Annotated in this window: 14 protein-coding genes and 1 riboswitch; of the genes, 11 read left to right on the plus strand and 3 right to left on the minus strand. The window is 50.5% G+C overall.

From position 1 onward, the window contains the following. Positions 1 to 23 precede the first annotated feature (23 nt). Positions 24 to 1,205, plus strand: a complete 1,182-nt coding sequence (locus JZI27_RS12225; protein WP_122909730.1) for an MFS transporter — start codon at positions 24 to 26, stop codon at positions 1,203 to 1,205. Here the strand turns inward: JZI27_RS12225 and JZI27_RS12230 are convergent. Then, complete coding sequence (locus JZI27_RS12230) at positions 1,202 to 2,149, minus strand: helix-turn-helix transcriptional regulator (protein ID WP_280207655.1); 948 nt, start codon at positions 2,147 to 2,149, stop codon at positions 1,202 to 1,204. The genes JZI27_RS12225 and JZI27_RS12230 overlap by 4 nt on opposite strands. 169 nt (positions 2,150 to 2,318) lie before the next feature. On the opposite strand from JZI27_RS12230, the gene JZI27_RS12235 reads away from it, so the two are divergent. From JZI27_RS12235 to JZI27_RS12280, 10 genes are all read left to right on the plus strand, one after another. Further along, on the plus strand, positions 2,319 to 3,557 hold the full coding sequence (locus tag JZI27_RS12235) for an MFS transporter (protein ID WP_280207656.1): 1,239 nt from the start codon (positions 2,319 to 2,321) through the stop codon (positions 3,555 to 3,557). 363 nt (positions 3,558 to 3,920) lie between these two features. Beyond that, positions 3,921 to 4,373, plus strand: coding sequence for a tripartite tricarboxylate transporter TctB family protein (locus JZI27_RS12240; protein WP_251244458.1), 453 nt, complete (start codon positions 3,921 to 3,923; stop codon positions 4,371 to 4,373). A 28-nt stretch (positions 4,374 to 4,401) separates the two neighbouring features. Further along, complete coding sequence (locus JZI27_RS12245; RefSeq protein ID WP_122910350.1) at positions 4,402 to 5,919, plus strand: tripartite tricarboxylate transporter permease; 1,518 nt, start codon at positions 4,402 to 4,404, stop codon at positions 5,917 to 5,919. 30 nt (positions 5,920 to 5,949) lie between these two features. Further along, complete coding sequence (locus JZI27_RS12250; protein WP_280207657.1) at positions 5,950 to 6,960, plus strand: tripartite tricarboxylate transporter substrate binding protein; 1,011 nt, start codon at positions 5,950 to 5,952, stop codon at positions 6,958 to 6,960. 231 nt (positions 6,961 to 7,191) lie between these two features. Beyond that, a complete protein-coding gene (locus JZI27_RS12255; protein WP_280207658.1) occupies positions 7,192 to 8,397 on the plus strand; it encodes a PAS domain S-box protein in 1,206 nt (401 codons plus the stop codon). After that, complete coding sequence (locus tag JZI27_RS12260) at positions 8,346 to 9,335, plus strand: ATP-binding protein (protein WP_280207659.1); 990 nt, start codon at positions 8,346 to 8,348, stop codon at positions 9,333 to 9,335. Before JZI27_RS12255 ends, JZI27_RS12260 begins: the two co-directional genes overlap by 52 nt. Positions 9,336 to 9,388: 53 nt before the next feature. Next, positions 9,389 to 10,702, plus strand: a complete 1,314-nt coding sequence (locus JZI27_RS12265; protein WP_280207660.1) for a transcriptional regulator — start codon at positions 9,389 to 9,391, stop codon at positions 10,700 to 10,702. A 103-nt stretch (positions 10,703 to 10,805) separates the two neighbouring features. Further along, positions 10,806 to 12,188 (plus strand): YfcC family protein, encoded by a 1,383-nt coding sequence (locus JZI27_RS12270; RefSeq protein WP_122910354.1) that lies wholly within the window; start codon positions 10,806 to 10,808, stop codon positions 12,186 to 12,188. A gap of 37 nt (positions 12,189 to 12,225) precedes the next feature. Beyond that, positions 12,226 to 13,341, plus strand: coding sequence for a mandelate racemase/muconate lactonizing enzyme family protein (locus JZI27_RS12275; RefSeq protein WP_280207661.1), 1,116 nt, complete (start codon positions 12,226 to 12,228; stop codon positions 13,339 to 13,341). Between the two features lie 235 nt (positions 13,342 to 13,576). Continuing rightward, positions 13,577 to 14,347: a 3-hydroxyacyl-CoA dehydrogenase gene (locus tag JZI27_RS12280; RefSeq protein WP_122910356.1), complete on the plus strand. Its 771-nt coding sequence runs from the start codon at positions 13,577 to 13,579 to the stop codon at positions 14,345 to 14,347. A gap of 159 nt (positions 14,348 to 14,506) precedes the next feature. On the opposite strand, the gene JZI27_RS12285 is transcribed toward JZI27_RS12280, so the two are convergent. Next, positions 14,507 to 14,998 (minus strand): helix-turn-helix transcriptional regulator, encoded by a 492-nt coding sequence (locus JZI27_RS12285; RefSeq protein ID WP_348521363.1) that lies wholly within the window; start codon positions 14,996 to 14,998, stop codon positions 14,507 to 14,509. After that, complete coding sequence (locus JZI27_RS12290; protein ID WP_280207663.1) at positions 14,883 to 15,962, minus strand: winged helix-turn-helix domain-containing protein; 1,080 nt, start codon at positions 15,960 to 15,962, stop codon at positions 14,883 to 14,885. The genes JZI27_RS12285 and JZI27_RS12290 overlap by 116 nt, the downstream gene beginning before the upstream one ends. Before the next feature lie 242 nt (positions 15,963 to 16,204). Beyond that, a riboswitch (cyclic di-AMP (ydaO/yuaA leader) is annotated at positions 16,205 to 16,339 on the plus strand. The last annotated feature ends 140 nt before the right edge of the window (positions 16,340 to 16,479 follow it).

A 16,479-nucleotide genomic window follows, 5' to 3' on the forward strand; every position in this document is an offset into this window, starting at 1 on the left:
GAAAAGAAGGCAGGGAAACAAACATGTCCGTACCGTATAAAAAAGTGTTTTGGGCAGCAGGCTTTGGCTGGATGTTTGATGCGATGGATGTTGCCTTATTGTCCTTTATCATGGTTGCGTTGCGCCAGGAATGGGGACTGAGCGGAGAAGAAGCGGGACTTTTGGGAACCGGTAATCTCGTCGGCATGGCGATTGGTGCAGCGGTCGGGGGCTATCTGGCGGACCGGATTGGACGTAAGCCCATTTTTCTGCTCACACTGCTTCTGTTTGGTGCTGCCAGTCTGGCTAGCGCTTTTGCAACAGGCTTCATCTCCATGCTGTTCTTCCGTTTCCTCATGGGTCTTGGGCTGGGAGCAGAGCTTCCAGTAGCCTCGACCTTGGTCAACGAGTTCGCGCCACCCGAAAAAAGGGGCAGAACGGTTGTACTGCTGGAGAGCTTTTGGGCGGTAGGCTGGCTGATCGCGGCTGTCATAGCGTATTTCATTATCCCCGACTACGGCTGGCGTTTGGCTGTCATTCTCGGGGCTGCACCGATCGTATACGCCTGGTTCGCGCGTAAAAACATCCCGGAATCGCCGCAATTCAGCCTGAAAGCTGAGCGTATTCCAGTAAGCCAATTGCTGACGGCTCATAAAAAAGAGACGATCACCCTCTGGGTTGTCTGGTTTGCCATCGCCTTTTCCTACTACGGCATGTTTCTCTGGATGCCTTCCGTGCTGGTAGACAAGGGCTTTACGATGATTAAAAGCTTCCAGTATGTGCTGATCATGACCTTGGCACAGCTTCCAGGCTATTTCGTTGCTGCGTATCTGGTAGAAAAATGGGGCCGAAAGCAGACACTCGCAAGCTTTTTATTCATGACAGGCGTTATGGCCTACGCGTTTGGTGAAAGCAACGGTACGACGAGCCTGCTCGTCACGGGAGCCCTGCTGTCTTTCTTTAATCTGGGGGCATGGGGCGCACTCTACGCCTATACGCCAGAGAATTACCCGACACCACTGCGAGCGACAGGCTCTGGCTTTGCATCCAGTGTCGGACGTATAGGCAGCATCATCGCGCCCTATCTGGTCGGTTACTACTCCGGTCTTCAATACGGCTATTCCTTTATCTTTGGCATGTTCACGGTCGTCCTGATTCTGGGCACCATCGTCCTGCTCATTCTAGGCAGAGAGACGAGAGAACGAGAATCCGTAGCTTTGGGTTAAGAGTAGAGCGAGAGGATGGCTCGCGCTTCAGCGATGACCTGGTCCCGCAGCTCTTGGGGTTCCACTGCTTTCAGGAGAGCCCCATACCGGAGTACGATTTCGACAGCAGATTCCAACGTTTCAAATTGCACATCTGTTACCACCCAGCCGTTGCATGCGGACTGGGTGTTTTTTATTTGGACAAAACGCTCCTCTGCGAAGCGGTCTCGAATGTCTTCCCTGATCTGGAGCTTTGCCGGATAGCGGGGGAGGGCTGCCAGAAAATGAGCAGTCGATTCTTCCCAGTAGCCCGCCAAATCAAAATAGGCTGGCCGAATAAAGCCCATATCCAAGGGAAGGACGCTCAAGAAGCGGGAGATCCGGTAGGTGCGCATTTCGCCATCTACCTCGGCAACCAGATACCAGGTGCTTCGCTTGGCTACTAAACCCAAGGGCGAAATTGTCCGTTCGACGATCTCATTGGTGCGCCGATATTGAATCAATAGCTGTTTTTCCTGCCAGACGGCATCCTGGATCACAGGGAAAAAGGGAATGGACTCGTTCAATTGATGCCAGCCTGCTCCGTCGATATGGATACGCTGACGGACGTATTCGGCATTTTGTCGTAGGGCTGCAGGAGAGGCAGCCAGCAGTTTTTGCAGGGCGGCTTCAAAATGCTCGCGCAAGCCCAAATCACCTAGCAGCGTCGAGGGTGAACCGAGCAAAAGCGATGTCATTTCGGATGCCTTTAGACCCGTCAGATCAGTCTGATACCCATCAGTCAGCTGCCAGCCGCCATAGGTTCCCCTTTCTGCAAAAATTGGCACGCCAGCAGCACTCAACGCCTCCATATCCCGATGGATGGTCCGCTCCGAGACCTCCAGCTTTTCTGCAAGCTGTCTGGTGGTCATCTTTCCCTGGTTTTGAAGCAAAAGTAATATGGATAGCAAACGATCTGCTCGCAAAGAAACGCACCTCCTTTTCTCATCCTATCATTTCATTATGACAATGGATGTCATCTTTTAATGGTTAAAATTGAAGATGAATAAAAGAGCAATTTATAAGAAAAGAAATCCTGCGTATCTATGGTAGTATGGATTCGATTAGAAAATCCGAGGTGGTGATTCAAGAATCATGGACCAATCCTGGAAAAAGAACATCATCCTTTTTTTGTCCAGCCAGACCATATCGCTGTTTGGCACGGCACTCGTTCAGTATGCAATCATGTGGCATATTACACTGACAACCCAATCCGGCGTGATGATGACGATTTCCATCATATGCGGCTTCCTGCCTACCTTTTTTCTTTCGCCATTTGCTGGCGTATGGGCTGATCGGTACAATCGCAAAAAACTCATTATCCTGTCAGACTCCTTCATCGCCCTGGCTACTCTCGTATTGGCCATCCTCTTTATGAATGGCTACAATTCGCTTTGGCTGCTTTTTGTCATTTCGGCGATTCGGGCGCTTGGCACAGCGGTACAGACACCTGCTGTAGGGGCGATCCTGCCCCTGCTTGTCCCAGAGGATCAGCTTACAAAGGTAAACGGAGTCAATGGCAGCATCCAGGCGCTTGTTATGCTGTCCGCACCGATGCTTAGTGCAGCGTTGCTTACGATGGCTACGATCGAGGTTATTTTCCTGATTGATGTCGTTACAGCTGCGATTGCTGTTGCGATCCTGCTTCTGTTTCTGCGAGTCAAGACACATGCTAAAGCTGCCGAAGAGCAGACGACAAGCTATTTTGCAGATATGCGCAAGGGCTTCGACTACGTAAAAGAGCACAATTATGTAAAAAAGTTCTTTATTTTCATGACGTTTTTTATGCTTTTGGTCGCACCCGCTGCATTCCTGACACCCCTTCAGGTTACCCGGTCATTCGGAGACGATGTGTGGCGCTTGACTGCGATTGAGGTGGCCTTCTCCATAGGAATGATGCTTGGTGGCGCTCTGATCGCTTCCTGGGGTGGATTTCGCAACAAAATCCATACGATGGCTCTATCCTGTCTAATGTTTGGGGTGTGCACGGTCGCTTTGGGGATCGTGCCGAACTTTTGGATTTACATTGCGATTATGGGCTTGGCTGGCGTCTCTATGCCCATTTTTAATACACCGTCGACCGTGATGCTACAAGAGAAGGTAGAAGTGGATTATTTGGGCCGGGTATTCGGCGTGATGGGGATGATCTCCAGTGTGACAATGCCGATGGGGATGCTTGTTTTCGGACCGCTTGCGGATGTCGTGGCTATCGAATGGCTGCTGATCGTGACAGGAACATTATTGTTTATCCAAGGATTTTTCCTGCTGGGCAACAAATCGTTAGTCGAAGCGGGCAAACCGGCTGACAAGCCTGAGACAGGGAATGCAGGATAAAGAACGAATACGGCTTATCCGAAGCTAGTCATCGAGATCGTGATGCGATTAAGCATGGCTTGTGAGGAAGTGGAGGAGCAGCAAACAGCAAAAGCTGTTGTCAGTTCGGTGAACGTAGCCGGGCGGCAACGGTTTTTTTCTTTTTAGATCAAGGCATGACCCTGGGCGCAGAAAGCTGCCTCAATAGAGGTTTTCTTATACTAGCGGAAAGTTTAAGTGCGCTAAAGCGCTAAAAAGATTAGCGGAAGATAGTATAAGTGCAACTAAGGCTCCGCCAAAAGCTTGGCCGTAGCCAAGTTTTCTAATCACAAAATGGGCTATTGTGCCATAGGCTGATGATAGCTTTCAGGGAGGAGTGATGGTGTGATACGGCCAGGAAACCTTTTCGATTTTATCGGAGCGCTGTTGTTTACGCTGCTCGGTGTAGTCGTCAGTATAGAGGCGTATCGCCTGCAAAGCTACGCTTCTTCTCCCTATGTAGGGGACCATACCCTGCCAAGTATACTAGGGGGTGTGTTCCTCGTACTGGGAGTTGTCCTCTTGCTTCAGTCCTTCCGATTACAGGCTGCCACCTCAGCGAAAAGCAGCATTCCTGCCGAGCTGCGCATGCGCATCATCCTATGTCTGTCTGTATTGTTCCTCTATATTTGGCTGCTGGGAATGGTGGGGTACATCGTGGCTACATGGCTCATCAGTGTAGCGCTGTTTCGGTTGATTGGATGGTATCGATGGACCACCTCTATGCTGTACGCCGCGATCCTGACTGTCAGCCAGTACCTGATCTTTGTCTACTGGCTGCAGATTGCATTTTCGTAACGGAGTTTTGTAGGGAAGGAGTCTGTTCATGGATACGATTCAATTCCTGATGGACGGCTTTGCATCGGCCTTGACACTGCAAAATGTGCTGATGGCAGCGATTGGGGCGCTGATCGGAACCTTTGTCGGTGTCCTGCCGGGATTGGGGCCAACTTCTGCCATTGCCATTCTGCTTCCACTGACGGCCGTGCTGGAACCGACACAAGGCATTATCATGCTTGCTGGAATCTACTACGGGGCCATGTATGGAGGCTCGACGACCGCCATCCTGCTGAATATTCCGGGTGAGCTGTCTTCGGTACCGACGTGTCTGGACGGATATCCGTTGGCGAAGCAAGGAAAAGGCGGACCTGCTTTGGGGATTTCGGCGATCGCTTCCTTCACGGCTGGTTTGATGGGGGTAGTAGGTTTAGTCTTTTTTGCGCCCATATTGGCAGACCAGGCGTTGAAATTCGGCCCTCCGGAATACTTTGCCTTGATGATTCTCGCGCTTACCCTGATGGTCAGTCTCTCAGGAGGCTCCTTGATCAAATCGTTTTTGATGGGGGCATTCGGTTACACGCTCGCTTTGGTGGGGCTAGGTCCCTCCTCCGGTATGCCCCGATTTGATTATGGCGTCTCTTCACTGGTGGGCGGATTCGACATGATCAGTATCATTATCGGTCTGTTTGCCGTCACAGAAGTGTTGAAAGGGATAGAGGAAAAACGTTTGTCTACCGTGATTGGAAAGCCGGGAAGCGTCTATCCGGGGAAGGCGGACCTGAAAAAAAGCGCAGCACCCATGCTGAGGGGCGGGCTGGTCGGATTTTTTCTGGGGCTCCTCCCTGGTTGTTCTGCCGCGATTACGTCCTTTCTGGCCTACGATCTGGAGAAGAAGATAGCCAAGCGCCCGGAGCGATTTGGGAAAGGTGCCATCGAAGGTGTCGCATCACCGGAAGCAGCCAACAATGCCACCAGCAGTGCTGGTTTTATCCCTTTATTTTCATTGGGGATTCCCTCTTCCCCTCCTCTGGCTATCCTGCTAGCAGGGTTCATGATCTATGGTTTGACTCCAGGTCCAGTCCTGTTTGAGCAACACGCTTCCTTCGTCTGGACGGTCATCGCCTCGATGTTTATTGGCAATGCGATGCTTCTGGTGCTCAATCTGCCGATGGTCTGGATCTGGGTGAAGCTCACGCAAGTGCCCTATGGGATCATGGCTCCGATCATTTTGATGCTGTGCACAATAGGCGCGTACAGTGTGCGCAACAGCATGTTTGACGTTTTGATCGCCTTTATTTTTGGAGGATTGGGCTACTTGTTCTACAAAGGAAAGTGGCCGGTCGTTCCGCTCATCTTGTGCTTTATTCTGGGGCCCTTGCTGGAAGAGTCGTTTATTCAGACGATGGCCATGGGCTCAGGGGATTTGTCGATTGTGCTGGGAAGACCGATTTCGCTGACTATTTTGCTTGCCGCGGCCGCGCTGCTGATCGTTTCGATCCTGCTCAATAAGCGGACCCAAATCCGGGTCAGGGAGGAACGGCGTGGCGAGGAAGATGTCGCCTAGTTTTTGAATCCACAGGAGGAGGAAGCAAACGTGAAAGGGTATCAACGCTTTGGAACCGCATTACTCTCCTTCATTCTTGCCTTGACGGTCAGCGCGTGTGGGGCAGCAGGGGAAAAAGAGAGGCAGACTGTACCGGACTATCCGACCAGGCAGATCGAATACGTCGTGCCTTACTCAGCGGGTGGCGGCGTAGATTTGGTCGCTCGCGCTACGGCGGATTATTTGAGTAAAGAATGGGGACAGCCGATCCTCGTCGTCAACAAGCCGGGTGGAGGCGGAGCGATTGGTGCGGAGTACGCGCTGAAGCAGGTCAAACCGGATGGCTATACAGCCCTTGCTGTCAATGTCTCCAATACAACGATGCTGACAGCAGGGATGACCAATCCTCCCATTACCAATGAAGATCAGGTATATACATCCCGGATCGGCCAGGGAACGCTGGCCTTTGCGGTCAAGGCAGATGCACCTTGGAACGATTTTGCCGAGTTTTCGGCTTGGGTGAAGGAGCATCCGGAAGAATTGACCTGGACTTCGGTAGGGCCTGCAGGTTTTTCCGCATTTGGTGTGGCGGAATGGCTGGATGTGATCGGAGCCGATTTTTCCAAGACGCGGATGATCGTGACCAAGGGAGGATCGGATTCCTTGCCCAAAGTAGCCGGAGGTCATGCTGTCCTGGCGGTTCATATGATCGGAGAGGTCATGCCGATGCTGCAGGCCGGCAAGATCAAGATTCTGGCCGTATCCGGGACACAGCGTAGTACGTTTCTTCCGGATGTCCCTACTGCCGAAGAGCAGGGCATCAAGGGACTGTCCGTTTCCTGGTGGACCGGTGTGTCTTTTGCCAAAGACACTCCTCAGCATGTGATCGAGAAGTGGGATGGGGCTATCGCCAAAATGGTGCAGGACCCTGTCTTCTTGAAGCACCAGGAGACCATCCAGGTAGAGCCTGCCTATGCGGATCGGACCGTCTTCTTGCAAGAGGTTACACGAGAGACGGAGTACTACACGGACTTGGCGACGAAGAACCAAATGCGAAAATAGTCAAACGAGGGAAAACCTGTTGTTCGGGAAAAGACAACAGGTTTTTTACGTATTCTAGCTTTTTCAACAAAATCCATCACCGAGAAAAGAGGATTTTGTATAGGAGACACGAAGTCCATAGTGGAAAGTGTGATAGAACTTTTTTATGGAATCGGAAAGTAAAAATGTGCCCTCCCCAGAGGAGACTTCGATATTGGTTTTCTTACTACTTTGCACAAGTTGGAGGAAACAATGGCTCTATTCGATACATTGGGCAAATACGAAGCCGTTTTTTTAGAGCAGATGAACGACGCTTTTATTTCGATTAATTCCAATTGGATTATCACACAGGTGAATACACGAGCCAGCCGCCTGCTGAATCGGACACGTGAAGAACTGCTCCATCAGTGTATTTGTGATCTGAATCCCGATGGATTTGCAGACGATTTTTGCGACCAATTAAGAAAGGTTTTTGTAGAACAGGTCAACGTACAATTCCGCACCTTTGATCGGATGCTGGAAATCTGGTTTGAGGTGCATGCCTATCCTGTTGAAATGGGCATCTATATGCTATTCCAGGAGGTAGAGAATCAGAAGAGCCTGGAGCCTGAAGAGGAGTTTTATTACCGTTCGCTTTTTCTGCAAAATCCAGACGCTGTCTACCTGATGGATTTGGATGGGAATTTTTTGGAGGTCAATCCTTCTGCCGAAAAGATGTTGGGCTGCACGCGTACAGCATTGCTAAAAAGCAATTTCAGATTGTTCTGTACCCCATCCGAAATAGACAAGACAAATCGACATTTTCAACTGGCTTGTGCGGGAATCCCCCAACGCTATGAGTTAAACATCGTCACGAGAGACGGCTCGATGAGAGTCATCGATGTATCCAATGTTCCGATCAGCATCGATGGAAGAGTCGTTGGTGTCTATGGAATATCAAAGGACATCACGGAGCGTAAACAAATCGAAGGGGCTTTGCGATTAAGTGAAAGAGGACTCGCACAATCCCAGCAAATCGCACAGGTCGGCCACTGGGAGCTGGATTTAAAGACTGATGCGCTTACCTGCTCCAAAGAAACGCTTCGTATCTTTGGTGGAGAAGCGATGGAGGAAGCCATTCCGTCTGAGGTACCTTTCTCGATGATTCATCCGGATGACCGGAGGACGGTGAAGGAAGCCTTCGAGCAAGCCATAAAAGGTGAACCACTTCGATTGGAACACAGGATCATCCGCCCTGATGGAATGGAGCGTGTGCTCCTCATGCAAGGGCATGCAGTCGGCGATGATCGTTCACATGTGTTTGGCATCGTCCAGGATATCACGGAACAAAAACGTACGGAGCAGCTGATCATGGAAAATCAGATGCGCTACCGGTCTCTTCTGGCTTACAATTCGGTGTGGTTGCATTGGACTTGCACGGTCACTACATCGAGGTCAATCCAGCTTTTGAGCGGATGACAGGCTATACAAAGGAAGAGCTGCTCCAGATGTCCCATAAGCAGCTGATTCCATTTGATCAAACGGAGCTGGAGCAAGTCAAAGCGAGCTGGGAGTCCATGATCCAAGAGGGTGTCCCTTATTCACTGGAACATCCAATCAAGCATAAGGATGGATATTTTTTTGAAGTAAATAGCCATAATATTCCGATCATTATTAATGGAAATATAACCGGATATTTTACCATTTGCCGAGATATTTCCGAAAGAAAGCGAACAGAAGAGATTTTGCGAAAATCCGATAAGCTCGCTGCAGTGGGGCAGCTGGCTGCAGCTGTTGCTCATGAGATTCGAAACCCGCTGACTTCACTCAAGGGTTTTACCAAGCTTCTTCAGGATCATTTTCCGCAAGAGAAAAAGCAGTACTTTGATATTATGCTGAGCGAACTGGCGAGGATTGAGATGATTTCCGGAGAGCTGCTCGTTTTGGCCAAGCCTCAGGTCAAACATTACGATCAGAGGAACGTGAACGAGATTTTGCTCAGTGTCGTTGCTTTGCTCGAGTCACAAGCCAACATGAATAACGTAGAAGTGGAATTGAAGCTTGATCTTGATCTGCCATTTCTACAATGCGAAGAAAACCAGTTAAAGCAGGTTTTCGTCAATATCATCAAAAATGGCATCGAGGCAATGAAGCAAGGGGGAAAGCTGCTCATTAGCTCGGAGCGTCATGGCCTTGAAGCTAGGCTGTGCTTTGTTGATCACGGATGCGGAATCCCACCCGACATCATCCACAAGATCGGAGAGCCGTTCTATTCGACCAAGGAAAAGGGAACCGGTCTCGGAATGATGATTACGAACAAGATTATTAATCATCACAAGGGAAGATTGGAGATTGAAAGCGAACCTGACAAGGGTACAACGATTCGCGTCTTCTTGCCCATCTTCCATGATGAATAATCATCCTGAAGGGCTGGGACTGACCATTAATTTAGGATCGAAAGTAGGAACAGATGATGCTGATACGAATAGCCGTCATTTCACCTGAGGAATTTTCTTCTCGAATAACGGCCTATGCAGATGCATTTCCCAACAATCAATTTACCACCCAAATCTATCAAAATCCGATGGAATGCTCCTCGCTGCCTGAAGAGCTGAACGAATGCGACATATGGCTGTTTGCCGGACCTCTCCCCTCGTTCTTTGCACGCGAACGAATGAAGCAAAGCAAAGTGCCGTCGGTGTACATCCCGTCAGACGAGTATACCCTTACCCTGACGCTGGGCTACGTCATGCTAAACAGGCAGGAGGGCTTGAAATACCTGTCTGTCGATATTCCCAAAAAGGAGTACATCACACAGGCAGTAACGGAATTGAATCTGGATGCCTCACATTGGCTGGTAAAGGATTTCAGCCAGATCGTCGATGGAGTGGGAACCTCTTTTGATGCAGAGGAGTTGATCCAGTTTCATCGGAGCAACATCGAAAGCGGGCGGAGCAAGCTGGCGCTGACGAGTGTCGACTACGTCCACGACCAGCTCGTTTCGGCAGGAATCCCGTGTGTCAGTATGCTTGTGCCTGAAAAAAGCATTCGCGAGACTGTAGCGAGAGCAACCTCGCTCGGGCATATGCTGATCAGTGAAAACGCGCAGATTGCTGTCGGCTTGGCCGCAATCGATCAGTGGGAGGGTGAGCTCCCAAAGACACAGCCAGATGCCGGAATGATGCTGCAACAGATGCTGCTGGAGCTAGGCAAAGAAACAGACGCCTCCATCCAGCAGCTGGGTCTGGATCAATTTATTCTCTACGGCACGCGAGGAAGCATCGAGAAGATGACCAATAATTTTCAACACATGCCGATCATGGGAAACATGGAGCAATTGTTTGGCGTGACGATCAGCATGGGTTTTGGCTTTGGCATGACAGCGAAAGAGGCGGAATCGAATGCGCGGATCGGACTGTTTCATGCGCGCAAGCAGCAGGGTGTAAGCAGTGCTTTCCTCGTGACTTCAGACAAAGAGGTCATCGGTCCCTTGAACGAAGAAGTCAAGACCTTTCATCTCAAAAGTGAAGACCGCAGCGTACTCCACGTGGCGGAGCAAACCGGAATCAGCGTAGTCACGATCAACAAGCTGATTTCCTTTATTCGTTTGCGTCGCGACAATCGGTTTACGGCGACAGATCTCGCTGTGTATTTGCAAGTGAGCAGAAGAAGTGCAGAGCGAATACTGAAAAAATTGGCAGACAAGGCGTTTGTAGAGGCCGTAGGCGAAGAACAGCCCTACCAGCAGGGGCGTCCGAGAGCGTTGTATCGTATCAATTTTTAGAAAATTCCCTTGACGATCGGTTCAATATTCCGTATATTTATCCGTAAATTAGCGACGATATAACGACATGTGTCGTCGATAATGGACAAGGGAGGGTTGTTCGATGGCTTCAAGAGTGCCACACGTTTTTGTCATTTTATTTTCTGTTATTTTGCTTGCGGCAATCTCCACGTACATCGTTTCACCAGGGGAATATGACCGGGTGGAAGATGCAAACGGCCGGATGATTGCTGTGGATGGCAGCTACCATACGGTTGAAGCCGACAGAATCGGTTTTATGGACGTGTTTGAATCCGTTTATACCGGTATGAACGCTGCTTCTGACATCATTTTTTACATTTTCATCGTTGGCGGCTCCTTCGGTATTTTGCTGTCTACCAATGTCGTACAGGGCGCAGTAGGGAGTATTTCCAGGCAGATGGCAGGACGGGAAAAGCTGATCATTCCTGTACTGATGATCTTTTTTGCCTTGGCTGGAGCGATGCTCGGCCTGGCGGAAGAAACGATCGCTTATATCACGATCCTGATTCCGCTCATGCTTCGATTGGGCTTTGACTCCATGACAGGTGCTGCAGTGGTGCTAGTGGGTACATCGGTTGGTTTCACGACTGCATTCATGAATCCATTTACCGTAGGGGTAGCACAGGGAATTGCGCAAATCCCTCTCTTTTCCGGGATGACCTTCCGGATTGTGATGTGGGTAGTGTTCCTCGCAATCAGCATCTGGTACGTCATGCGCTATGCCAGCAAAGTCAAAAAAGACTCCAAACATAGCGTGACACTCGAAAATGATCTGGAACTGAAAAATAAACAAGAGCCGGAACAACAGGAACAAGCCGGTTTGACCGGAAGACAAAAACTGGTTTTGTTGATTCTGGCGGGTGCCATCGTCATGCTTGCCATCGGTGTAACCCAGTGGGGCTGGTACTTGACGGAGATCGCTGGTCTGTTCCTCTTGATGGGAATCCTGACGGGGATCGTATCCAACATGTCCTTCAACAAGATTGCGGAATCGTTCATTGAAGGGTGCCGCACACTGGTGATGGGAGCACTGGTAGTCGGGGTTGCGCGGGCTATTCTGGTCATTCTCCAGGACGGAAAAATCCTGGATACGATCTTGTACGGCTTGGCTAATGCCGTAGGTTCCCTGCCAACCGCGCTGACAGCGATCGGGATGTACATCGTACAATGTCTCTTGAACTACATTATTCCTTCGGGAAGCGGGCAAGCTGCTGTGACGATGCCGATCATGGCGCCGCTGGGTGATCTGGTTGGCGTGACGCGTCAAACCGCTGTTCTTGCCTTCCAGTTGGGTGACGGGATCTCTAACATCTTCACTCCAACATCGGGTTATTTCATGGCTGGTCTGGCTTTGGCAGGTATCTCCTGGATCAAGTGGGTCAAATGGATTTGGCCGTTGATCCTCATCCATTATGCATTGGGAGCAGTCTTCGTGACGATTGCCCACCTCATCGCTTACCAATAACAGGGGCTCGCATGGCTTGACCACGAGGAGGAACAACATGCAGATCACTTCGATAACCGTCATGGGGATCAGGCTTCCACTGATTCGTCCGTTCATCGTGGCCTATGAAACCTACTACGATATGCCTACCTTGCTGGTCAAGGTGGAGACGGATGTGGGGATTACCGGTTACGGCGAAGCGACACCGGATCAGCACGTGACGGGGGAGACCTGGGAGAGTACCTACAGTCTCTTGGTTCATCAACTGGCTCCTTTGGCCATCGGCAAAAATCCTTTTCAGATCGAACGGATTCACGAAAAAATGGCGGATATGGTATACGGATGTCCGGCCGCCAAGGCTGCGATCGATATCGCGTGCTACGACATCATGGGAAAAGCGACGAACCAGCCGGTCTACAATCTGCTCGGTGGCCGCTATTACGAGAGCCTGCCCGTCCCGTACGTGGTCAGTATCCTCGATCCGGAAGCCATGGCGAAGGAAGCGGCTGATGCCATCAGACAAGGCTATCAAAGCATCAAGATCAAGGTAGGAACCAATCCAGTCATGGATGTCAAACGGATTCAAGCGGTGCGCAAAGCGATTGGAGAATCCATGCAGCTTCGCGTGGACGCCAATCAGGGATGGCGCAATCGAGCCACAACCATGTGGGTGCTGGAGCAGGTACGCGAGGCCAACATCGATTGGATCGAACAGCCTGTCATCGCTGATGATATTACGGCACTGGCTGAAATTCGCCGCCAGACCCACATTCCGGTCATGATCGATGAAGGCGTGCATGGTGATCGGGAGATGCGCGAGACGATTACCAAGCAAGCTGCCGACAAGCTGAATATCAAGCTGATGAAATGCGGTGGCATCTACCCGGCACTCAGACTCGTCGCTCAGGCAGAGATGGCGGGTATGGAGTGTCAGGTGGGATCCATGGTAGAGTCGGCTGTGGCATCGGCGGCAGGTGCGCATCTGTGTGCAGCCAAGAAAAACATTCGCTCCAATGAGCTGGTGGGACCATTGATGTTCTCTCGCGATGTTGCCGCATTTCCTTATGAAGGGCTATCGATTGTCCTGCCAAACCGGCCGGGTCTGGGGTTGGACGTGAATGAACAGTCTTTGGCTGAGCTGACAGAGATGTCGACAGTCATTGAGAAACCGTAACAGGCATATACCAAGAAGAGCAGGAGGGTCCCGAATGGGCATCTTGCTCTTTTTCTATAGAAAAACATCTCAAGCATGTGTCCGGTGTATTGGGGAAATGCGCGCAAACTGTCCAGGTGCGAACCTTTCCCGGACATATACACAAAGAGGAAAGCGGCGGTTTGGCGTGCTTTTACGCACTGGTATCCAACTTGCATCGACTGACCTAGGACCGTAGAGGAAGGGAGAGGATGGCTTGAATATTCAGGACGTGGTTGTCATTGTGACAGGAGGAGCATCCGGGCTTGGCGAAGCGACCGTGAGAAAAGTGGTAGAGCGTGGTGGGAAAGCAGCCATTCTTGATCTTTCCAGAGAAAAAGGAATATCCCTTGCCCAAGAGTTGGGGAGAGAGCGCGTCACTTACGTTCATACCGATGTAACCAGTGAAGAAAGCGTACAGGAAGCGGTCGAGCAAGTCGCGGGGACATTCGGGACCGTGCATGCGGCAGTCAACTGTGCAGGTATCGGAGTGGCCCAAAAAACCTTGTCTCGCAACGGCCCTCATCGTTTGGACTCTTTTTCCAAAGTCATTCAAGTCAATCTGATCGGTTCATTCAACGTCATCCGTCTGGTAGCAGAGCAGATGGCTGGCAATGAACCCAATGAATTGGGAGAGCGTGGTGTGATTATCAATACCGCATCCGTGGCAGCCTTTGAAGGGCAGGTGGGTCAGGCAGCCTACAGTGCCTCCAAAGGGGGAATCGTCGGCATGACGCTACCGATCGCGAGAGATCTTGCTCCTTATGGCATCCGTGTCATGACGATTGCGCCAGGTTTATTTGATACACCGTTATTTGATTCCCTTCCCCGTGCAGCAAAGGATGCGCTTGGGGCAATGGTTCCTTTTCCACCACGGCTTGGTGTGCCGCATGAGTTTGCCATGCTGGCGACTCATATCATCGAGAACCCGATGCTGAACGGCGAGACGATCCGCCTGGACGGGGCGATTCGCATGCAGCCCAAGTGATCCAATTAAAAAAAATTCGCTTACTCAAGCAACCGCACCCCCTGCCAGACCGGCATGGGGTTTTCCAGTTCTATCAGTATGCAGCCAATGGTGCTATTTTCATAGATATGATAGAGGACGAATTCACGAGGGCAGATCTATTTCCATTATTCTCGTCTGCTACTCCTGCGAAAGCTCCTGCTCCGGCAGGAGGAATTCCTGCGCCTTTAGCATAGCTTGTGTGCGATTGGTGACCCCGAGCTTTCCATAGATGCGATGCAGGTATACTTTGACGGTGCCAACCGTATTTCCCAGCTCGTGCGCGATTTCTTTGTTGGATGCGCCTTGACGAAGCCTGGAAAGGATCGATAATTCTTTTGCTGTCAAAGCCTCCAGCATAAAAGAAGCTTGATCCGGTGCATTCCGGGCATGCCTCTTGGGAAACAGGGAGAGCAGCATCTGGACGTAGTCCAAAGAGACCTGTTGCTCCTCGTGCCGGGCTTCTCTTTTCATGATGGACATGTACTCCAAGAGCAAGCGCTCCATAGGGGTACCTTCATCCAAAAAACTGCGAATATAGCCGTTTTTCTGGCAGATCTGCAAGGCTTCCTGCAAATGTGAGATGGCTTCTTTTGCGTTCCCTTGCTGCCATTGGGCCAAAGCATCCAGCAAAGTCGCCAGTCGCGAAAACGAGATTGGCGCGAACAAAGAAGAGGCCGCTCAAAAATGGCTCCTGATCTTCAGGGGCAAGGATCGACGGGTAGCTGGCTTCCAGCAGCGACAATAATAGGGCAGCCCGCTCTGTACGACCACTGGAGGTCAGGATAAAAGCGTACAGTAAAGCAAGTCTAGGGGAGAGCGTCTCCTCAGGCTTTGGAAACTGGTCCAGCCAGCGAACCAATATCCCGAATTCTCCACGCTGGACAAAGCACTCGCATGCCTGTTGATACAAGACATGCCATTTCTCCTGTCCTTGCTGCCTGAGCTTTGTTTGCAGGAATTCCGCAAACAAATGATGATAGCGATACCAGTCTGTTCCTTGATCCAGGGCTGTGACAAACAGGTTTTGCTCCTGCAGGCTGGCTAAAATCTCGTGGCAGATTGGATAGCCCGCGAGAGTCTGGCAAACCTGACTGTCCATGCGACTGAGCATGCAGGTGTGTGTCAGAAAGTGCTGGATTTCTGCAGGAAGGCTTGTCCATACCTCTTGAAACATAAATTGGTCCACATTCTGGTGGGAACCGCCAAATTCTAAAAAGAACGAGTCTACGTTTGAGGAATGGGACAGGGAGATCGCCGCCAGCTGCAAACCTGCTGCCCAGCCCTCCGTCTTCGTGGCAAGCTGCTGAATTTGCAGTGGAGTGAGCTCGCGTTTGATGATGTTCCGACAGAAGCTTTCTGTCTCCTGGTAGTCGAACGAAAACTGATTGGCTGGGATGAGGAGGGCTTCACTGTGCAGCGTCCATTTGGCAGTAGCAAAGGGAAGCGGATGGCGACTGGCGATATAGAGATGGACATGTGCAGGTAAATATTCGATGAAATACGACAAGCTTTTGTGTATGGAATCATCTTGGATCAAATGGTAATCATCCAGGATCAAGATCAAGGTATCGGGGAAGGACTCCAGTTCATTCAATAGGACTTCTATAAACGTAGAAGGCTTGTTCACTTTTAGAGGATAAGTTTAAACAGATTTTATCAGGTAGGATATGGAAGTATTTTTTTGTATAGGTCTGGTAATTACGGTTAACCGCGGCTGAACCGATCTGAAGCCGGAATATCAGGAGATATCAGGGATGAGCCAGCCAAAGTAGTGTGATAACATAAAGCCCGTGTTAACCATAATGCAAGGTGAGAGGAGAACAGATCCACCCTCAAATCAAATATGGGCCTAGTTCCGTCCAGGACGGAAGCGGGGGAACCACCTTAGGGGTTAATTCTGCGATTCGCAGAAGGGATGCTCGACTGCCATCCTACCCGTCAGCTAACCTCGTCGGCTAAAGCAGATCATTCCTAACTTTATTTTTCTATGTGATCGCAATACTTGTTTGTCTGGAGATGTCTTCCTGATGAGAGGTTTATTTGCGATACCTACTAGCGCAGCAACACGCGGTGCATTTGCTTTGGCGACCAGGAAATCTTCCTGGAATGAA

Source organism: Brevibacillus sp. AY1 (genome assembly GCF_029870785.1).
Classification (GTDB): Bacteria; Bacillota; Bacilli; order Brevibacillales; family Brevibacillaceae; genus Brevibacillus; species Brevibacillus invocatus.

What these genes read in the sequence shown, in the direction of transcription:
- JZI27_RS12225 (WP_122909730.1), top strand. Translation starts at nt 24, where the DNA reads ATGTCCGTACCGTATAAAAAAGTGTTTTGGGCAGCAGGCTTTGGCTGG.
- JZI27_RS12235 (WP_280207656.1), top strand. Translation starts at nt 2,319, where the DNA reads ATGGACCAATCCTGGAAAAAGAACATCATCCTTTTTTTGTCCAGCCAG.
- JZI27_RS12245 (WP_122910350.1), top strand. Translation starts at nt 4,402, where the DNA reads ATGGATACGATTCAATTCCTGATGGACGGCTTTGCATCGGCCTTGACA.
- JZI27_RS12255 (WP_280207658.1), top strand. Translation starts at nt 7,192, where the DNA reads ATGGCTCTATTCGATACATTGGGCAAATACGAAGCCGTTTTTTTAGAG.
- JZI27_RS12265 (WP_280207660.1), top strand. Translation starts at nt 9,389, where the DNA reads ATGATGCTGATACGAATAGCCGTCATTTCACCTGAGGAATTTTCTTCT.
- JZI27_RS12270 (WP_122910354.1), top strand. Translation starts at nt 10,806, where the DNA reads ATGGCTTCAAGAGTGCCACACGTTTTTGTCATTTTATTTTCTGTTATT.
- JZI27_RS12275 (WP_280207661.1), top strand. Translation starts at nt 12,226, where the DNA reads ATGCAGATCACTTCGATAACCGTCATGGGGATCAGGCTTCCACTGATT.